Origin of the sequence: Daejeonella sp., assembly GCF_037719425.1 — a bacterium.
GTDB lineage: Bacteria > Bacteroidota > Bacteroidia > Sphingobacteriales > Sphingobacteriaceae > Daejeonella.
The window spans coordinates 16,419-34,092 of record NZ_JBBJNI010000006.1; the positions used below are offsets into that span (position 1 = coordinate 16,419).

The 17,674-nt window shown below is 42.6% G+C and carries 18 protein-coding genes; 7 read left to right on the plus strand and 11 right to left on the minus strand.

From position 1 onward, the window contains the following. Window positions 1-112 precede the first annotated feature (112 nt). Window positions 113-649: a protoporphyrinogen oxidase HemJ gene (gene hemJ / locus WKF69_RS01575; RefSeq protein WP_340378958.1), complete on the plus strand. Its 537-nt coding sequence runs from the start codon at window positions 113-115 to the stop codon at window positions 647-649. A 61-nt stretch (window positions 650-710) separates the two neighbouring features. Here hemJ and WKF69_RS01580 read toward each other — a convergent pair whose 3' ends face one another. After that, on the minus strand, window positions 711-1,088 hold the full coding sequence (locus tag WKF69_RS01580) for a GxxExxY protein (protein ID WP_340378960.1): 378 nt from the start codon (window positions 1,086-1,088) through the stop codon (window positions 711-713). Between the two features lie 408 nt (window positions 1,089-1,496). Between WKF69_RS01580 and WKF69_RS01585 the strand changes: the two genes are divergently transcribed. Beyond that, window positions 1,497-2,630, plus strand: a complete 1,134-nt coding sequence (locus WKF69_RS01585) for a hypothetical protein (protein ID WP_340378962.1) — start codon at window positions 1,497-1,499, stop codon at window positions 2,628-2,630. On the opposite strand, the gene WKF69_RS01590 is transcribed toward WKF69_RS01585, so the two are convergent. The 3 genes from WKF69_RS01590 to WKF69_RS01600 are packed head-to-tail and all read right to left on the minus strand — an operon-like array spanning window position 2,620 to window position 4,221. After that, window positions 2,620-2,982 (minus strand): DUF1304 domain-containing protein, encoded by a 363-nt coding sequence (locus WKF69_RS01590; protein ID WP_340378964.1) that lies wholly within the window; start codon window positions 2,980-2,982, stop codon window positions 2,620-2,622. The two genes, WKF69_RS01585 and WKF69_RS01590, sit on opposite strands and share 11 nt — an antisense overlap. A 38-nt stretch (window positions 2,983-3,020) precedes the next feature. Further along, window positions 3,021-3,320, minus strand: coding sequence for a chaperone modulator CbpM (locus WKF69_RS01595; protein ID WP_340378966.1), 300 nt, complete (start codon window positions 3,318-3,320; stop codon window positions 3,021-3,023). A 4-nt stretch (window positions 3,321-3,324) separates the two neighbouring features. Continuing rightward, window positions 3,325-4,221, minus strand: coding sequence for a J domain-containing protein (locus WKF69_RS01600; RefSeq protein ID WP_340378968.1), 897 nt, complete (start codon window positions 4,219-4,221; stop codon window positions 3,325-3,327). Window positions 4,222-5,041: 820 nt separating this feature from the next. On the opposite strand from WKF69_RS01600, the gene WKF69_RS01605 reads away from it, so the two are divergent. The 5 genes from WKF69_RS01605 (at window position 5,042) to WKF69_RS01625 (ending at window position 9,044) form a co-directional block, all read left to right on the plus strand. Further along, window positions 5,042-5,611: an RNA polymerase sigma factor gene (locus WKF69_RS01605; protein ID WP_340378970.1), complete on the plus strand. Its 570-nt coding sequence runs from the start codon at window positions 5,042-5,044 to the stop codon at window positions 5,609-5,611. Beyond that, window positions 5,592-6,359 carry a hypothetical protein gene (locus tag WKF69_RS01610; protein WP_340378972.1) on the plus strand — a complete coding sequence of 256 codons (768 nt, stop codon included), beginning with the start codon at window positions 5,592-5,594 and terminating at the stop codon, window positions 6,357-6,359. Before WKF69_RS01605 ends, WKF69_RS01610 begins: the two co-directional genes overlap by 20 nt. 96 nt (window positions 6,360-6,455) lie before the next feature. Continuing rightward, complete coding sequence (locus WKF69_RS01615) at window positions 6,456-7,265, plus strand: hypothetical protein (protein ID WP_340378974.1); 810 nt, start codon at window positions 6,456-6,458, stop codon at window positions 7,263-7,265. Window positions 7,266-7,439: 174 nt separating this feature from the next. Then, on the plus strand, window positions 7,440-8,435 hold the full coding sequence (locus WKF69_RS01620; RefSeq protein ID WP_340378976.1) for an ABC transporter ATP-binding protein: 996 nt from the start codon (window positions 7,440-7,442) through the stop codon (window positions 8,433-8,435). A 210-nt stretch (window positions 8,436-8,645) separates the two neighbouring features. Next, window positions 8,646-9,044: a GxxExxY protein gene (locus WKF69_RS01625; RefSeq protein WP_340378978.1), complete on the plus strand. Its 399-nt coding sequence runs from the start codon at window positions 8,646-8,648 to the stop codon at window positions 9,042-9,044. Window positions 9,045-9,128: 84 nt separating this feature from the next. Here WKF69_RS01625 and leuB read toward each other — a convergent pair whose 3' ends face one another. The 7 genes from leuB to ilvC form a co-directional block, all read right to left on the minus strand. Further along, complete coding sequence (gene leuB, locus WKF69_RS01630; RefSeq protein WP_340378980.1) at window positions 9,129-10,190, minus strand: 3-isopropylmalate dehydrogenase; 1,062 nt, start codon at window positions 10,188-10,190, stop codon at window positions 9,129-9,131. 92 nt (window positions 10,191-10,282) lie between these two features. Next, on the minus strand, window positions 10,283-11,776 hold the full coding sequence (locus WKF69_RS01635; RefSeq protein ID WP_340378982.1) for an alpha-isopropylmalate synthase regulatory domain-containing protein: 1,494 nt from the start codon (window positions 11,774-11,776) through the stop codon (window positions 10,283-10,285). Window positions 11,777-11,824: 48 nt separating this feature from the next. Then, entirely contained in the window at window positions 11,825-12,421 is a 597-nt protein-coding gene (leuD, locus tag WKF69_RS01640; protein ID WP_340378985.1) for a 3-isopropylmalate dehydratase small subunit, read from the minus strand. Window positions 12,422-12,453: 32 nt separating this feature from the next. Then, window positions 12,454-13,860 carry a 3-isopropylmalate dehydratase large subunit gene (gene leuC / locus WKF69_RS01645; protein ID WP_340378987.1) on the minus strand — a complete coding sequence of 469 codons (1,407 nt, stop codon included), beginning with the start codon at window positions 13,858-13,860 and terminating at the stop codon, window positions 12,454-12,456. A 96-nt stretch (window positions 13,861-13,956) separates the two neighbouring features. After that, entirely contained in the window at window positions 13,957-15,465 is a 1,509-nt protein-coding gene (locus tag WKF69_RS01650) for a 2-isopropylmalate synthase (RefSeq protein ID WP_340378989.1), read from the minus strand. A gap of 52 nt (window positions 15,466-15,517) precedes the next feature. Beyond that, complete coding sequence (locus tag WKF69_RS01655; RefSeq protein WP_340378991.1) at window positions 15,518-16,522, minus strand: aconitase family protein; 1,005 nt, start codon at window positions 16,520-16,522, stop codon at window positions 15,518-15,520. Between the two features lie 88 nt (window positions 16,523-16,610). Further along, the gene (gene ilvC / locus WKF69_RS01660; protein ID WP_340378993.1) at window positions 16,611-17,666 is read right to left on the minus strand and encodes a ketol-acid reductoisomerase; all 1,056 of its coding nucleotides are present in this window, start codon (window positions 17,664-17,666) and stop codon (window positions 16,611-16,613) included. Window positions 17,667-17,674 lie beyond the last annotated feature (8 nt).

Consider the following 17,674-nt stretch of genomic DNA (forward strand, 5'->3'; position numbering starts at 1 on the left):
CTAAAGCTAAAGGCGTAAAGCTGGAAGCTAGGGAACTACGATATTTAAGGACGAACGTGAATTTAATCATCAATAAGCTTTAAGCCTTTTGCTTTCAGCTTTAAGCAATTCTATGACCTACCTCTACCTCAAAGCCCTCCACATCATTTTCGTCGTTAGCTGGATGGCGGGGCTTTTTTATATTGTTAGGCTGTTTGTATATCATGTTGAGGCTAATGATCGTCCTGAGAAGGAGAAGGTCATTCTGCAGAAGCAGTTTGAGATCATGCAGCATAAGCTGTGGTATATCATTACGACGCCAGCGATGGTTCTTGCTGTGCTGGCTGGGGTGGGAATGGTCTATTTGAATCCGGATCTTCTTTCTATGCCCTGGATGCATGTTAAATTGACCTTCGTTCTGGGACTGCTCATTTACCACTTTGTCTGCCAGAATATAATCAAACAGTTAAAACAGGGAATTTTCAAATGGACTTCAACTCAGCTCCGGATCTGGAATGAGCTTGCGACCATCTTCCTCGTTGCCATCGTGTTTACTGTAATCCTTAAAAGTGCTATTGACTGGATCTATGGGCTGGTGGGCTTGGTGCTTTTTAGTATGATCATTATGTCGGCGGTGAAGATATATAAGTATTATCGGTTGAAGGGATAGTTTTTTACGGCCGCTTATTTTACCGCAGAGTTCGCGGAGTTTTGCGCAGAGTTCGCAGAGGCTAAAGGTGATTTGCTACACGTCTGACGCCATTTTTCATTGACAATACATTGAAATTTAATAGCAAACCCAATTTATAGTTGCCCATTCTAAGATAAGTGAGAACTTGTGCAAAATGAATATCGTTCACTTCTGAGATACTTTTTATTTCCACAACCAGTTTGTTTTCAACGAGCAAGTCGATCCTATAACCACAATCAAGTCTAACATCCTTAAATATCAACGGCATCGCCTTTTCTTCTTCTACGAAAAGCCCAGATTTTTTCAACTCGTGACTCAGGCAATGTTGATATGATTTCTCAAGTAAGCCCGGGCCTAATTGGGAGTGAACTTCGATAGCCATCCCGATAACACGTGTAGAGATTTCGTTTTCGATCATATCTGTATCAGACTAAAATAGCCAGTCTTTCAAGTTAGAACGCAGAGACGTGCAATATTCTTAGTTAACGGCGGCTATGATAATCATACCTCTGCGTACTCCGCGCCTGCCTGCCGCAGGCAGGTAAAACTCTGCGCTCTCCGCGGTTAGAATAGAGCGTCTAGAAAGCTAACTTTAACTCCGTCCAGGTCATATTCCAATGAAAACTGAATCCCATGATTATGGAGGATTTCGTGTTACCACTACTCCGATACCCTGTCCGTTAAATCGTATTTTAAGCGAGTGTTAGCGCCCTGTATGGAGATTGGAGTTTTTATAAAAGGGCCTTTTCATTAAACTGTTATATCTATCTTTGTCATTTGCGCTTCAGCCCTACCACTAAGGCGAATAGCGTTTTGAATTTGCTTAATGAAGAAAATCTATTTTCTGGTATTATTTGTCGCGTTACTAACTAGCTCCCAGGCGCAAATTGTAAACGACAGCCTTGAATACCGAATTCGTCCCGATAGCTTAAAAACCGATGAACTTCATTTGAGCATTCATAATTTCAATTACATGCGGAATTATGAATATTTCAACAAGATCCAGGATGGGTACACCTTGTTCGGCGGTCAGCTTGAGCCTCAATTGGTTTATTATGCGCACCCGCAACTATCGATATCGGCAGGAGTACATCTCCGCAAGGACTTTGGAGGTCGCGGAATTTACCGGACATTCCCTCTATTTTCAGTAAAATATCAGAAACATAATGCAACCCTCATCAACGGGGTTCTGGAAGGAAACATTCACCACCGGATGATCGATCCGATTTATGATTTTGAAAAGAAGATCACAGAGCCGGTTGAATATGGCACCCAGTTTATTATAGATAATAAGTCCTTTTTTCTGGATGCATTCATCAACTGGAAGCGGATGGTGTACAAGCCGTCACCAGATCAGGAGCAGATACTTGGCGGCGCTTCTGCGGAAATTACCTTACTTGATAATTCCAATATCAGACTATCGGTGCCCTTGCAACTGACGGCTTTCCACCAGGGCGGACAAATCGATGTAGTTGCTGCGCCTCTACAAACCCTGGTTAATGGCGCGATGGGTTTTAAATTGAGAGTGCCATTGAAAGGTTTTGTCAACGCCTTTAGGTCGGAAAACTATTATACCCATTATAGAGATCTTTCATTCACATCAGTTCAGGCTTATTCGAATGGCGGGGGCTGGTTCCTGAATAGCGGTATAGACACTAAACTAGGTTCGCTGATGGCCACCTATTGGAATGCGAACGAATTCATTGCCACGCAGGGCATGCCCATATATCAGTCCGTTTCCCAGCATATTAATCAAGTGGGTTATACTCAAGCAAACCGCCAATTATTGATGATAAGGTATTCTTACCAAAAGAAGCTGATCCCTAACCTGTATCTGGATTTCAGGTTTGAGCCGATGATGGACCTTAACCGCCCTAAAGGGAAAAAGAAGATTGAATTTTCAAACTCATCATTTCTTGTTTACAAGCAGGAGTTCCGCTTGCACAAGGTCAAAAAATAAGCACTGCGGCAAGGGCAGCGGCAGCGGGCAACGCTTGTACAAACAAAATGGACTTCTGAACTGTCATGGCACCATATAAGCCAGCAACGATAACGCAGCCTAAAAAGAAGATTGCAATATTTTCGGACCAGGCGTCATCTGTAATTACCAAAGACCATATTAAACCTGCTGACAGAAATCCATTATATAAACCCTGATTTGCAGCAAGCGATTTTGTTTTTTCGAACATATCGGCTGACATCGATTTGAAGGTACGTTTACCGGCAGTGGTCCAGGCAAACATTTCCAGCCATAGGATATAGAGGTGTTCAATTGCAACGATGGCTATTAAGATTTTAGCTATTAGGTTCATATTCGGGAGTTTGTATGAATATAGCCAATTATTTGGTACTAGTCCAAATCCTCGTATAATCGCAAGCGGTTCTTGAGTTGAGTAACTTCATTCTGCAGATCGTGCATCCTGTCCAGTAAGTGATCGATAGTATCGATTCCCTCGACGTTAATCTCAAGCTCTCTGTGAAGACGAAGCATTCGTTCCAGTTTCTCCAGCTGATCTTCATTAATGAACTCGGTTTTTTCCACTTTGATAGTTTCCAGTAATCCAAACTCGCAAAGATTACGGATAAACGAGAACTCTATATTATGATGAACACAGAATTCGTCTGTTGATATCAGTTTCTTTCTTACCATAATGTTATTTTCCAAGTTCAAAAATCTGTTTGAATAACTCTTTCTGTTTATCGGTCAGCCCTGTAGGTATCTTTACAAAGTATGTGACGTAGAGATCGCCAAACTGGGTTTCCTTCTTATAAATGGGAAATCCTTTTCCTTTCAGCTTTACCTTAGTTCCATTTTGTGTTTCCGCACTTACTTTGAGCTTTACTTTTCCACTGAGTGTGTCAAGTGTAATATCACCTCCCAATACTGCGCTTTGCAAATCAATTTCGACTGTTTTATACAGATCGTTTCCCACCCGTTTGAACTCAGGGTCATTTGCAATAGCAAACTTAATTAAAAGGTCTCCGGCAGGCCCTCCATTGGTTCCCTGTCCGCCATGGCCTTTTATTTTTATAGTCTGCCCATTTTCAATTCCCGCAGGAATAGTCAGCCGTAGATTCTTACCGTTAACCGTGAGGGTTTGTTTCTGGGAAGTGTAAACATCCCTCAGGTTCAGGCGAAGTTCCGCATTGAAATCCTGTCCTTTAAAATTTGCCTGCCTTTGTTTACCTCTTCCGAACATAGAACTAAAAAAATCTGAATAGTCTTCCCCGCCAAATCCGCCGCCAAACCCACCACCGAAATCTTGTTGTCCCCAGGATTGCTGCTGCCTTTGCTGCGACTGCTGCCCAGCCTGAAACTGATCTGCATGCTTCCAGTCTTTACCATACTGATCGTATTTTTTTCTTTTCTCAGGGTCGCTTAACACTTCGTTCGCCTCATTGACCTCCTGAAATTTCTTTTGCGCATCCTTGTCATTCGGATTTACGTCAGGGTGATATTTGCGGGCCATTTTCCTGTACGCCGCTTTAATATCTTTATCTGAAGCTGATTTAGTTATTTCGAGTGCCTGGTAGTAATCAACGAAAGCCATGTGTAATAGTAGTCAATATGGTTGTTATAAAATTATAAGTTTTGGGAGATAATAAATATTTTAAATTTCCCGCCTCATGCCGGCGGAAGGGCACCTACTTTTTTCTGCAGGCAAAAAAGTAGGCAAAAATCCCGCGCCTTCCTGATATTTGTTGCAAATCCCCGCTTTATCCTAAAGGTGCAATCCAAGCCGTGTGTACGTCAGTGAAATAATGAAAGAATCTACAACACTTTTCCGGATTGCTTAACGACAGCGAAAGAGATGAATGTTACTGCAAAGGATAAAACGCGTCTTCACTGCCAAATCTCAGGAGGGCGAGTTCTGCAACTTGCACCAGCAGCAAATCTATTAAAGGCAGCTACCCACCGTCCTACGGTCCAACCCAAATAAAGCGCTTGTTAGGTTCTACTGCAGGCCACAGGCCGGCCTTCTACACCAGCAAGCGATAGGTACGTTTCTTAAGCCTCAGCACTGAGCCTCCGTTCACCGTCATCCCGCCTTGGCTGGTGCGGTAATTACAAGCCAATCCGCAGCAGACGCTTCCAAAGCAGCAGACGCAGCGGTGGGGTTTTTGGTTCTTTTTGACCTAAAGCAAAAAGAACTGGGCCTCCGCGGCCAAGAGCGGGCGAGACTAATTTAATGCCCAAGCTGCTGGCCTACGGTAAATAAAACAACTTTCTGTTATACGACACCACAATAAGTCTAATTACCATTTTCTCCCGTGTACGTGAACAAATTCTCCTGAGCTAATAATTGTTAAACTTTTTTTCTCCCCCAATGCAACTAAATCATACGTCCGAACATCTTACCTTTAAAGCATATGAATTTGGATCATAAATTTACTATAGATAGTTTACTAGAGGGTTGTAAGAGGGGAGAAAGGAAGGCGCAGGAGAATCTTTACAAAACTCTGGCTTCAAAAATGATGGGGGTTTGTATGCGGTTTGCGAAGGATAGTTATGAAGCTGAAGATGTGCTGCAAATGGGGTTTGTGAAAGTTTTTCAAAAGGTGTCAGAATTCCGTGGGGATGGATCTTTTGAAGGTTGGATAAGACGCATTATGGTTAATACGGCCATAGAAAGTTATCGCAAAAATCTCAGAACATTAAATGTGGTTGACATCGACGAGGTGTATGACCAGCCGCAAAGTACATTTGATATGAGCGGACTCGAACTGAAAGATTTGATGAAGTTAGTTCAAGCTTTATCAAACGGTTACCGGCTCGTGTTTAACATGTATGTGATAGAGGGTTTTTCACACAAAGAAATTGCTGAACAATTGGGCATAAGTGAGGGAGCTTCTAAATCCCAACTCTCAAGAGCCAGGGCTATATTAAAAGAAAAAATAATTAAAATGGAGGGTTCAGATTATGCATCGAATATCGGATAAAGAATTAGACAAATTATTTCAACAGCGGTTTGTAGATGCTGAATTCCAGCCTTCAGGGGATGTATGGGGCAAGATCGCTGCAAAGATGGATCAGAAGGGAAAAGTGAAAAGAAGTTTTCCTGTTTTATGGATGGCAGCGGCTAGTGTAGTTGCAGTAGTTGGAGCAGGCTTATGGTTTTACCGGCCCGTAGAAGTGATCAGATTGCAGGGAACGCAGCAGGAGATGGTTCAGAATATGCCTGAGAGCCCAATTTCAGATCTCGGAACGGGTGCTGCAATGCTGGATCCGCACCAGCCTGAAATTAAAGGGTTTGACTTTTCTAAACTGGCTACTTCCGAAGTGAAATCTTTTAATACCCCGTCAGAGGTAACGTTACCGGAAAAGTCCTATGAGGCAGCGCCCAGGCAAGATGCTGTAGCTTCAAATAATGCAAGAAGAAATACCGCGGAAGTAGTTCAGCCAAGGAAAGAAGTTAAAGTTCCAACATACACTGGAGATCAGTCGCAACTTGATGTTACCCAATCTGATATGATTGCGAATACTGCTGTTGTAGAAGTTGATCTTAGCCCGGAACAGGTGCACCCTCCGTCCAAAAGAATTAGAAGTGTAGGCAGCCTTGTGAACTTTGTGATCTCGAAAGTTGATCGCAGGGATGATAAGATCATTGAATTTAAAGATGGGGATGAGGGCTCAGAAGTATCGGGAATCAACCTGGGGCTTATAAAATTGAAAAGCAGAAATAAATAGGAAATAGAATCAAGTATCAACCTGCCTGCCGGCAGGCAGGGTATCAAGAACCAAGACCGCAGCGCGGCAAAAAGAACAAGGAATAAACACACACAAATGAAAAGATTACTAATTAGCGCTCTCGTTATATTTTTAACCGCGCCCGCATTCGCTCAAGTCAATAAAAAAGACACTGTTCTTGTGATTACCGCAGATACTGTTAAAAACAACAATAAGAAAAGTATCACTATTCGTTTTGGAACTAATGGAAAAGACACAACCAAAACAGAGATCAAGCCGTCATCAGGATTCTCTGTTCAGTTCGTAGCAGCACGATTTGACCTTGGTTTAAGCACTTACAGGGACAACGGAAGCTTTACTCTGCTTCCTGCCAATTCATATCTTGAACGCGAAACATGGAAAAGCAGCAATTTCGGATTTGAATTTTTTCAGATGGGATATCGCTTTAATAGCTACTTCAAGATATATGCAGGGGCTGGCCTTGACTGGAATCATATGCGTTTGAAACAGAACATCACCTTCCAGAAGGATAAGCCTACTCTTACTTATGTAACGGAGACCATAGATTTCAAAAAGAACCGCTTTTCAAGCCAGTATCTGAGAATCCCACTGTCGGTGCAATTGCGGACTAAAGATGACAAGAAAGGTAACAAATTGAACTTTGTTTTTGGACCTGAAGTAGGCTTCCTGTTAAACGGTAAGATCAAACAGGTTAGTTCGGAAAACGGTAAGGATAAATCAAAAGATGACTATAACTTTAATCCGTTCCGTTACGGGGCTTTCGCAAGACTTGGTTACGGCGGCACAGGAGTTTATGTTAAGTATTATGGCAATGATGTTTTCGCCGAAGGGCAGGGACCTAAAGATTTCAAGAATCTAGCTTTTGGATTGATGCTGGGGTTTTAACTTACGAAGTCTATCTCCGTCATGCACGTGACTTCGTCAGTCTGAAAATTTAAAAAGAGACTGGCGAAGTTTCGTTCTGATCGGTTATTAAACTTCGCAAGTCAGAGGTCAGAGGTAGAGTATTGATAGGATAAGCCTCGTTTACGACGGGGCTTTTTTTATTATATTTGGTTCATGCCAGAATCATTTATTAGTTTAAAGAATGTAAGCAAACATTACTCTGTCGATCTTGATGCGGGAGTAAGCGATATCAATCTAACAATTGATAAAGGCGAATTTGTAGCGATAGTAGGAGAGAGCGGGAGCGGAAAGAGTACTCTTCTTAAACTCATTTTTGGTACGCTGGCTCCAACTGCCGGGGAGCTGACTTTTAACGGCGCGCATATTCCCGGTCCGCACGAAAAGTTGTTACCTGGCCACGATTCGATGAAGATGCTGAGCCAGGATTTCAACCTGAACCTGTATGCTAAAGTTTACGAAAACATTGAGAGCATGCTCTCAAATGAAAACGTACAGGAAAAGAAGCAGAGATCATTAGACATGATGGAATTGCTTGGCATCGGAGCCCTGGCTGAGAAGAGAATTGTAGAACTCAGCGGCGGCGAACAGCAGCGGGTAGCGCTGGCAAGAGCTATCATAACAAGGCCTGAAGTTCTGTTACTCGATGAGCCTTTCAGTCAATTGGATGCGGTATTAAAAACACAATTTCGTGCCGATCTTAAACGCCTTGGCAATGATCTTGGGATCACTATCATCATGGTTTCTCATGATCCGGTAGATGGCCTGACACTGGCAGACAAGATGTTCATATTAAAAGATGGTAAACTGATCGAGTCCGGAGACCCGGCGAGTATTTATGATAAACCATCTCACATTTATACTGCCCGTTTATTAGGAAATGCTTTTTCCCTGCCTTCTGAAGAAGCCAAGACTATGGGAATAAAAAGCAAAGCTGCAAACGTGATGATCTATCCTGAATGGATACAGCTTAAAAGCAGCTGGACCAGTAAGAAATATGAAATTGAGGAGATCTTTTTTAGAGGATTTTATGAAGATCTGCTGCTGGAGCGTAAAGGGATAAGAATCCATGCTATAAACACCAAGCCCGGGATGTATAAGAAGGGGCAAGGGGTGCAGGTAGTGATTGAGAGGTATTTGGAGTTTGATTAGGGGAAATAATAAGATTCATAGGATTATAGGATTCAGAGGATTTTAAGCGGATACTGGAGATGTATTTGGAGTTTGATTAGGATTAAATATTGTCTTGATTAGGATTCTTAAGATTATAAGATTCATAGGATTTAAAACGCATAATGCTGAGTTAAAGGCTTAAGATCTAGACTTTCGTTTCTATTTGATATTATTGAATAAAAATCGATAGTGAAATATGATGAGCTGACACACAGAATTATAGGTTGTGCGATGCAGGTCCATTCAAAACTAGGCCCCGGCTTTTTTGAGATTGTTTACCAACGGTCAATGGTAATTGAAATGGAAAAACAAGGACTGAATTTCGTTCGCGAGATGTCCGTCCAGATTTTTTACGATAATATCAAAGTAGGTTATGGGCGCGTAGATTTTTTCGTGGAAAATGCGGTGATGTTGGAATTAAAAGCTTTGCCCAGTTTGGAAGATGCTCATCTGGCTCAGACAATGAACTATTGCAAAACCTTTAAACTCCCCTCTGGAATACTTATAAATTTTGGTAAAAGAAGTTTAGAATTCAAAAGGGTTTATAATCTCAATCACAGGGATAACGAAGGGTTCATAAGCAAGTAAAAATAAATATGATTATAGGAATTTAGACACCAAGCATCTTATAAATCCTATAATCATATGAATCCTAATTCAACCTACCCTAATCTAGAAAATTTGTTTCGCAAGCCAATCTCCCACCTCACTCGTCTTATACGCTTTCTTATCACCAGAAAGATCCTCCGTAACAATACCTTCAGCAAGACTCTGGTTAACAATGTCTCTTATTAATTCCGCTTCATCCTTTAATCCAAATGCGTCTTCAAACATCATAGCCGCTGACAGCACTGTTGCTAGAGGGTTTGCAATATCTTTTCCTGCAGCCTGAGGATAAGAGCCGTGTATAGGCTCAAATAAGCTTGTGTGAAGTCCGATCGATGCGGACGGCATTAAACCCATGGATCCGGAAATTACTGAAGCCTCATCGGTCAGGATGTCTCCGAATAAGTTCTCTGTAATTAAAACATCATATGAACTTGGCCATTGTACTAAACGCATGGCAACAGCATCAACAAATTCATAGCTAACAGTTACTTCAGGATAGTCTTTTTCCATATCCTGAACGGTTTCTCTCCAAAGGCGTGAGGTTTCTAGAACATTTGCTTTATCGACACAGCACAATTTCTTGCCTCGGGTCATTGCCATTTCAAAACCAAGTTTAGCCAGCCTGATAACTTCATCACGGGTATATGTACAGGTGTCAAAAGCTGTATTTCCATTGTCTTTTCTGCCTCTTTCACCAAAGTATATGCCCCCTGTTAGCTCTCTCAAGATGATCAGGTCAGTTCCTTCAATGCGCTCTCTTTTTAGAGGTGAGTTATCGATCAACGACGGAAAAGTGAACGTTGGACGCACATTTGCGAACAAGCCCAGTTTCTTTCTCATCTTTAACAAGCCCTGCTCCGGCCGGACTGGCGCTTTGGGATCGTTATCATATTTCGGGTGGCCAATAGCCCCGAATAAAATCGCATCAGCAGCCATACAAATTTCGTGAGTTGAATCGGGGTACGGCTCGCCAACCTCATCAATGGCACAGGCACCTGTTATGGCTGGTGTCCAGGTAATTTCGTGTCCAAATTTTGCGGCGATTGCGTTAGATACTTTTACTGCCTGGTCAATAACTTCAGGGCCAATTCCATCTCCTGCCAGTAGGGCGATTTTTAATTTCATGTTTAGTGGTTAGTAGTTTGGTGTTAGTAGTTAGTTCGCTGCTAGTAGTTAGTTGGCAGGTGTCTAACAACTAACCAACCAACAACTACCAACTAAATTATATTTAGCATCTTTTGTGTGGACTTAATTGCACAAACTGTCTGGTCAGAGTCCAGTCCTCGGGTTATAAATTTCTTTGAAGGGGTTTCCCAGGTGATGATCGTTTCGCACAATGCATCGGAATTGCTCCCGGGTGCTATGCGAACAGCATAATCGATCAGTTTAGGCAAACACAGATCCTTCTTGGTATATACTTTCGTTAACGCTTTCATGAAGGCATCAAACTGGCCGTCGCCCTGCGCATTTTCTTCGAATACTTCTCCGTCTATTCGAACTGAGATTGTTGCTGAAGGACGAAGGCCCTTCGAGTGGGTGAGTACGTACGACTCAACAATCACCTTGTCTGAATATGAATTGCTATCCAAGACATCTGATATGATGTAAGGCAGGTCTTCACGCGTTACAGTTTCTTTCTTGTCGCCGAGCTCGATCACCCGCTGCGTTACTTTTTTAAGGTCCTCCTCACTTAGCTTAAGGCCAAGTTCTTGTAGGTTTTTTTCAATGTTCGCCTTGCCGGATGTCTTTCCCAGAGCATAGGAGCGCTTTCTGCCAAATCTTTCCGGCAAGAGATCATTAAAATAAAGGTTATTCTTGTTATCGCCATCTGCATGAATACCTGCTGTTTGGGTAAATACATTCTCTCCAACGATCGGTTTGTTAGCTGGAATACGGATACCTGAAAAGCTTTCAACAAGTTTACTAACCGTGTAGATAAACGATTCTCTAACCCCGATTTCCACTTCCGGCATGAAGTCATAGATCGCAGCTACAGCACTCGACATAGACACATTCCCCGCTCGCTCACCCATCCCGTTGACTGTCACATGGAGGCCATTTGCACCTGCCTTGACGGCCTCAAGTACATTCGCAGTACCAAGATCATAATCATTATGAGCGTGGAAATCGACGTGCATGTCGGGATACCTGCTTCTAATAGCTGAAATGAACTCAAATGTTTCTGCCGGAGTTAGCACACCTAGTGTATCAGGTAACAAGACCCTTTTAATAGATTGAGTGGATAAAAAATCAAGATACTGGTAAACATAATCCGGCGAGTTCCTCATGCCATTGCTCCAATCTTCCAGATACACATTGGTTGATATGCCATGAGATTTTGCTGATTCTATAATACTAGCAATTTCCGAGAAATGCTGCTCAGGTGTTTTCTTCAACTGGTGTGTGAGATGGTTTAATGAGCCTTTTGTTAAAAGATTCTGGACTTTCACACCGGCTTTATTCATCCATTCAATAGAAACACCATTATCCACAAAAGCAAGCACTTCAATCCGTTCAGTATAACCATGAATTTTTGCCCAAACCATAATAGCTTTTACAGAAGCAAATTCGCCATCAGAAACACGTGCTGAAGCAACTTCTACACGGTCTACCTTAAGTTCCTCCAAAAGCAGCTGAGTTATAGTCAGTTTTTCTGTAATGGAAAACGATACCCCGGATGTTTGTTCTCCATCCCGGAGTGTGGTGTCCATTATTTCTATTTTCCTTCTCACTTTTATAGCGTTAGAGTTTAGTGATATTTATAACGGAAGGTTTTCGGCAAATTCCTGAATCTCGCCTTTGATATTTTGAAGATAATCGATATCGTCAAAGCCGTTAAGCATATTGTCTTTTTTGTAATGGCTGATATCGAAAGCTTCTTTTTCGCCCGTAGCAAGCAGGGTAATACTCTGCTCGGGAAGGCTTACTTCGATTTCAGTTTTAGGATCAGCCTCGATTGCCCGGAAGATCTTGTCAGCAAACTCGGCGCTAACCTGTACGGGAAGTACGCCGATGTTTAGGCAGTTATTTTTGAAGATGTCAGCAAAGAAGCTGGATACTACACATCGAAATCCGTAATCATATACGGCCCATGCAGCATGCTCTCTTGAAGATCCTGATCCGAAATTTTTACCTCCCACAAGGATCTTCCCACTATAAAGCGGGTTGTTTAATACAAAATCTGCTTTTGGTGTATTGTCCGGATTATATCTCCAGTCACGGAAAAGGTTGTCGCCAAATCCAACCCGTTCAGTTGCTTTCAGAAAACGTGCAGGTATAAGCTGGTCAGTATCTACGTTCTCTATTGCTAAAGGAACTGCCGTACTTCTTAATACAGTGAATTTATCGTATGCCATTTTAATATCGTTTTACGGAATGAACCGTCAGATTAAACTAATTCTTCTATAAGGTCTCTTGGATCAGTAACTACACCGGTTACCGCAGCGGCAGCCGCCACCAGCGGGCTTGCAAGCATGGTACGTGAACCTGGACCCTGCCTTCCTTCAAAGTTCCTATTTGAAGTACTTACAGCATATTTTCCTGCCGGGATCTTGTCATCGTTCATTGCAAGACAAGCAGAACAGCCTGGCTGACGCAAAACAAAACCTGCTTCATTAAAGATGTCAAGCAATCCTTCTTCTTTGATCTGAGCTTCCACGATGTGAGAGCCCGGAACTAACCATGCAGTAATGTGATCAGCTTTTTTCTTGCCTTTAACGATGGATGCGAATGCCCTGAAATCTTCAATACGGCCATTGGTGCAGCTTCCTACGAATACGAAATCAACCTTTTTGCCTATCATAGAATCTCCCTCGTGGAAACCCATATAGTTTAATGATTTCTCATAAGTAGCAACACCGCCTTCCACGTCTTCCGCGTCAGGGATATTCTGCGAGATACCCATCCCCATACCCGGATTTGTTCCGTAGGTGATCATAGGCTCTATCGTTGAGCCGTCGTATGTGTATTCTATATCGAACACAGCGTCTGAATCAGTTTTTAGTGTTTTGTAGTAGGCAAGTGCCTTGTCCCATGCTTCTCCCTTAGGACTGAATTCCCGTCCTTTAACATAATCGATAGTGGTTTCATCAGGAGCGATCATGCCACCGCGTGCACCCATCTCGATGCTCAGGTTACAAACGGTCATCCGGCCTTCCATGGTCATATTTTCAAAAACATCACCAGCGTATTCTACAAAATATCCGGTTGCGCCGGAAGTTGAAAGCTGAGAGATAATGAACAAAGCAACATCTTTTGGAGTTACTCCTTTGCCAAGCTTGCCGTTGATATTGATCCTCATTTTTTGAGGCTTCGGCTGCATAATACACTGAGTAGAAAGCACCATTTCAACTTCCGACGTACCGATCCCGAAAGCTATAGCACCGAAAGCACCATGAGTTGACGTGTGCGAGTCACCGCATACAATCGTTGCTCCAGGCTGGGTTATACCATATTCAGGACCTACTACGTGTACAATTCCATTTTTTTGGTGGCCTAATCCCCAGTGACTAATTCCATACTCATTAGAATTAGATTCCAAAGCTTTCAACTGATTAGCGGAAAGAGGATCTGCAACGGGTAAGTGCTGATCCCAGGTAGGAGTATTATGATCCGCAGTAGCGAAAGTACGCTCCGGGTATAAAACCCTGATCCCTCTGCTCTTTAATCCTAAAAAAGCCACCGGACTTGTAACCTCATGGATGAGGTGGCGATCAATAAACAACACGTCAGGACCCCCTTCTATCTTACGAACCACGTGAGTGTCCCACACCTTGTCAAATAATGTCTTGCTCATTTTTTAAGTTTTAAGTTATAAGTTCTACGTTATAAGTGGCTGACGCCTATTCTCACGTACACTGTCTTTAATCTTTGCTCTTTGTTCCTTGATCTATTAAACAAACTTATTCAGCGCATCCAGATATGCATTTGCCGAAGCCCTTACTATATCGGTACTGAATCCGTATCCCATATATGATTTGCCTTTATCGGTAACACGCATATCCACCTTGCTCACATCATCACTTCCGCTGTGTATAGCATGAATATTGAATTCCTTAATGTTAAAATTGCGTCCAATGATCTTTTCAATCGCTTTAATGGTGGCGTCAACGGGGCCGTTTCCAGTCGCCGTTGCCTGATGATCCTTGCCATTATAATTAAGATCGATGGTCGCTTCGGGTGACGATTGGTCGCCAGTAACAACCTGAAGTGAATTAATGGCTAAACCATTTTTATAGTTCTGCTGAGTTTCATTTCCCATCAAAAACAAGATATCATCATCCTTAATTTCTTTTTTTCCATCAGCCAGGGTTAGGAAGCGCTCATAGACCTGGTCAAGATCAATCCGGTCGACGCTATAACCTAAGCGCTCTAAATGATGCTTCAAAGCATGACGGCCGCTGCGCGCAGTTAGTATGATCTCCGATTGATCGATGCCGACGTCTTCGGGATTGATGATCTCATAAGTTTCGCGATGCTTTAATACACCATCCTGATGGATACCTGAACTGTGAGCAAATGCATTCTTACCTACGATAGCCTTGTTTGGCTGAACGGGCATCCGCATCATTCTGCTCACCATGCCGCTTAATTCATACAGATGTTTGCTGTTAACTTTATGGTGATAATTTAAAGTGCGATGCGTTTTAAGGATCATTACGATCTCTTCAAGCGATGTATTACCGGCGCGCTCACCAATACCGTTTATCGTACACTCAACCTGACGAGCGCCATTCTCTACACCAGCAATGCTATTTGCTGTTGCGAGTCCTAGATCATTATGGCAGTGAACAGAGATAATTGCCTTGTCTATATTTTTAACATTTTCTTTTAGGTAAAGGATCTTTGAACCATACTGCTCTGGCAGGCAATATCCGTTTGTGTCAGGAATATTTACTACCGTTGCGCCAACAGCTATAACTGCCTCTACCATTTTAGCCAGATACTCATTGTCGGCCCGACCAGCATCCTCTGCATAAAACTCGATATCCTCGACAAAGCTTTTTGCGTATTTCACAGCCTCGACAGCACGTTCAAGAATAGCTTCTCTGGTACTGTTGAATTTGTATTTGATGTGCATGTCGGAAGACCCGATGCCAGTGTGGATACGCGGGTGTTTTGCAAATTTCAGCGCTGCCGCTGCACTATCGATATCTCCTTTATTTGCGCGCGTTAAAGCACATATTATGGGTTCACGAACAGCTTTCGACAATTCCACAACGCTTTGAAAATCGCCAGGACTTGAGATTGGGAAACCGGCTTCAATAACATCGACACCGAGGTTTTCCAGGGCTTTTCCAATCTCTATTTTTTCAATAGTAGATAACTGGCATCCTGGTACCTGCTCACCATCACGGAGAGTAGTGTCAAAAATGTAAATTCGGTTCGGGTCGTGTAACATATTTTTTTTATTGCGGTTTCAGCTTAAGAACTGATAACCTTATAGTAAGGGCTTACACCATTTGATTTTTGCTTGCCTTTGATCTTTGAAACTCTTCGATTAGGTCCAGTTGGCTCAAAATGTAGTCGGTGTCATTATATCCCTCCAGGATGCCGGCATTTTCGTATGATAATAACTCGTTGCCAGATTGGATGGAAGCATTTATTAATTTAGAAAGGCCTATTCCATAATTCCCAGGCCTGATATCTTCTGCATCAAATTCAAGAACTTCGTCGAATACCGATGTTTCATCAGAAAATAAGGTTTTCCATGATTCCCGATATTCTTCCAGAGAACCGGTTTCTGAGCCAAGTCCTAAGTCCTTTAAATAGTCAAATGTCAGATCATCGGGAGCTATAATTCCTCCTACAGCACCAATTTCCCGGCTCATATTGCAAATAGCCATACGGCCATCCATATCTAAATTGAGAATAGTATCGCCGCCGAACTCTATAAAATAACCCCTGGCTCCATCAGCAGAAATTTCATCGATCAGGTAATGGTTAATGTCCTTCACACCAAGCCCCTTCTCCAGTTTCCCGTTCACTTCTATCTTCATCCTTTTCGGCCTTTGTTTCAGGATGCATTGGGTCGCCAGCACTTGTTCTACCTGTGCTTCATTGATGCCAATTGCTATGACTCCAAATGCTCCCAGGTTATCGGTATTCTCCGGGTCACACACAATGATTTGTCCCGGCAAGGCGACTAAGCTGCCATAATAATTTCCAGTCTGTCCAGATATTTCAATTCCAAAGTCGCTGCAATTTCTACTAAGCAAGTCGAACTGGAAACGCCCCAGATCGCTTAATGGGATGTGCGAAGTATACTCCTGTTCGTTTATAGCCACCGTTTGTTTCGTTCGGAAAACAGGCATATCGCGTTTACGCAAGGAATCAAAGGCTCTCGGGCTTGTCAGCTTATTGATAAAATGAGTATCAATAAATAACGTATCCGGGAAGCCAGAGCTCCTGCTTACAACATGTTCATTCCAGATCTTATCAAACAGTGTTAATGCCATTTTTTGAGTTATACGTTCTACGTTTTACGTTGTACGTTAAGTTTAAAGCGATACGTCATACAACTTACAACGTATCACGTACAACGTATTACTTTTCAGGTTGATTCTCAGGTCTCAAGCTTCTCACAGCCTGGCCTGCCTGCCATATTTCACTATCGCGAACTGTTTTAAGTTCAGCTTCAAGTTTTACACGGTAATCCGGTTGGCTATTTAGTTTAATTGTACGCTCAGCTTCTTTACCTGACGCTACGCTTTTGTATAATTCGTCGAAAACAGGCTGGGTTGCATCACGGAATTTTCCTTTCCAATCCAGAGCACCACGTTGTGCTGTAGTAGAGCAATTAGCATACATCCAATCCATGCCATTTTCAGCAACTAATGGCATCAGACTTTGTGTAAGCTCTTCAACAGTTTCGTTAAAAGCTTCAGAAGGAGAGTGCCCGTTTGTACGAAGTGTATTGTATTGTGCTTCGAAAATACCAGCAATAGCTCCCATCAAAGTACCGCGCTCACCCGTAAGGTCAGAGTAAACTTCTTTACGGAAATCAGTTTCGAAAAGGTAGCCTGATCCTACGCCGATACCTAATGCAATAGCACGGGTCCTTCCGTTGCCGGTTACATCTTGATGGATAGCAAATGAAGAGTTCAATCCTTTTCCAGCAAGGAACAGACGACGAAGTGAAGTTCCGGAACCTTTAGGTGCTACCAGGATTACATCAACATCAGCAGGAGGAATAATACCTGTTTGATCTTTGTAAGTGATACCAAATCCGTGAGAAAAATAAAGCGCTTTTCCAGGAGTTAGATACTTTTTGATAGTAGGCCAAAGTGCGATCTGACCTGCATCTGATAAAAGATACTGGATGATTGTGCCTTTTTCAGCAGCCTCTTCGATTTCGAAAAGAGTTTCGCCCGGTACCCATCCATCAGCAATAGCTTTATCCCAGGTTTTTGAATCCTTACGCTGCCCGATGATAACGTTAATCCCATTGTCGCGTAGATTTAATGCCTGTCCCGGCCCTTGAACACCATAACCAATAATTGCCACAGTTTCATCTTTTAAGACTTCACGAGCTTTGTCTAAGGGAAATTCTTCGCGGGTTACTACTTCTTCATTAACTCCACCGAAATTGATTGTTGCCATATTCTTTG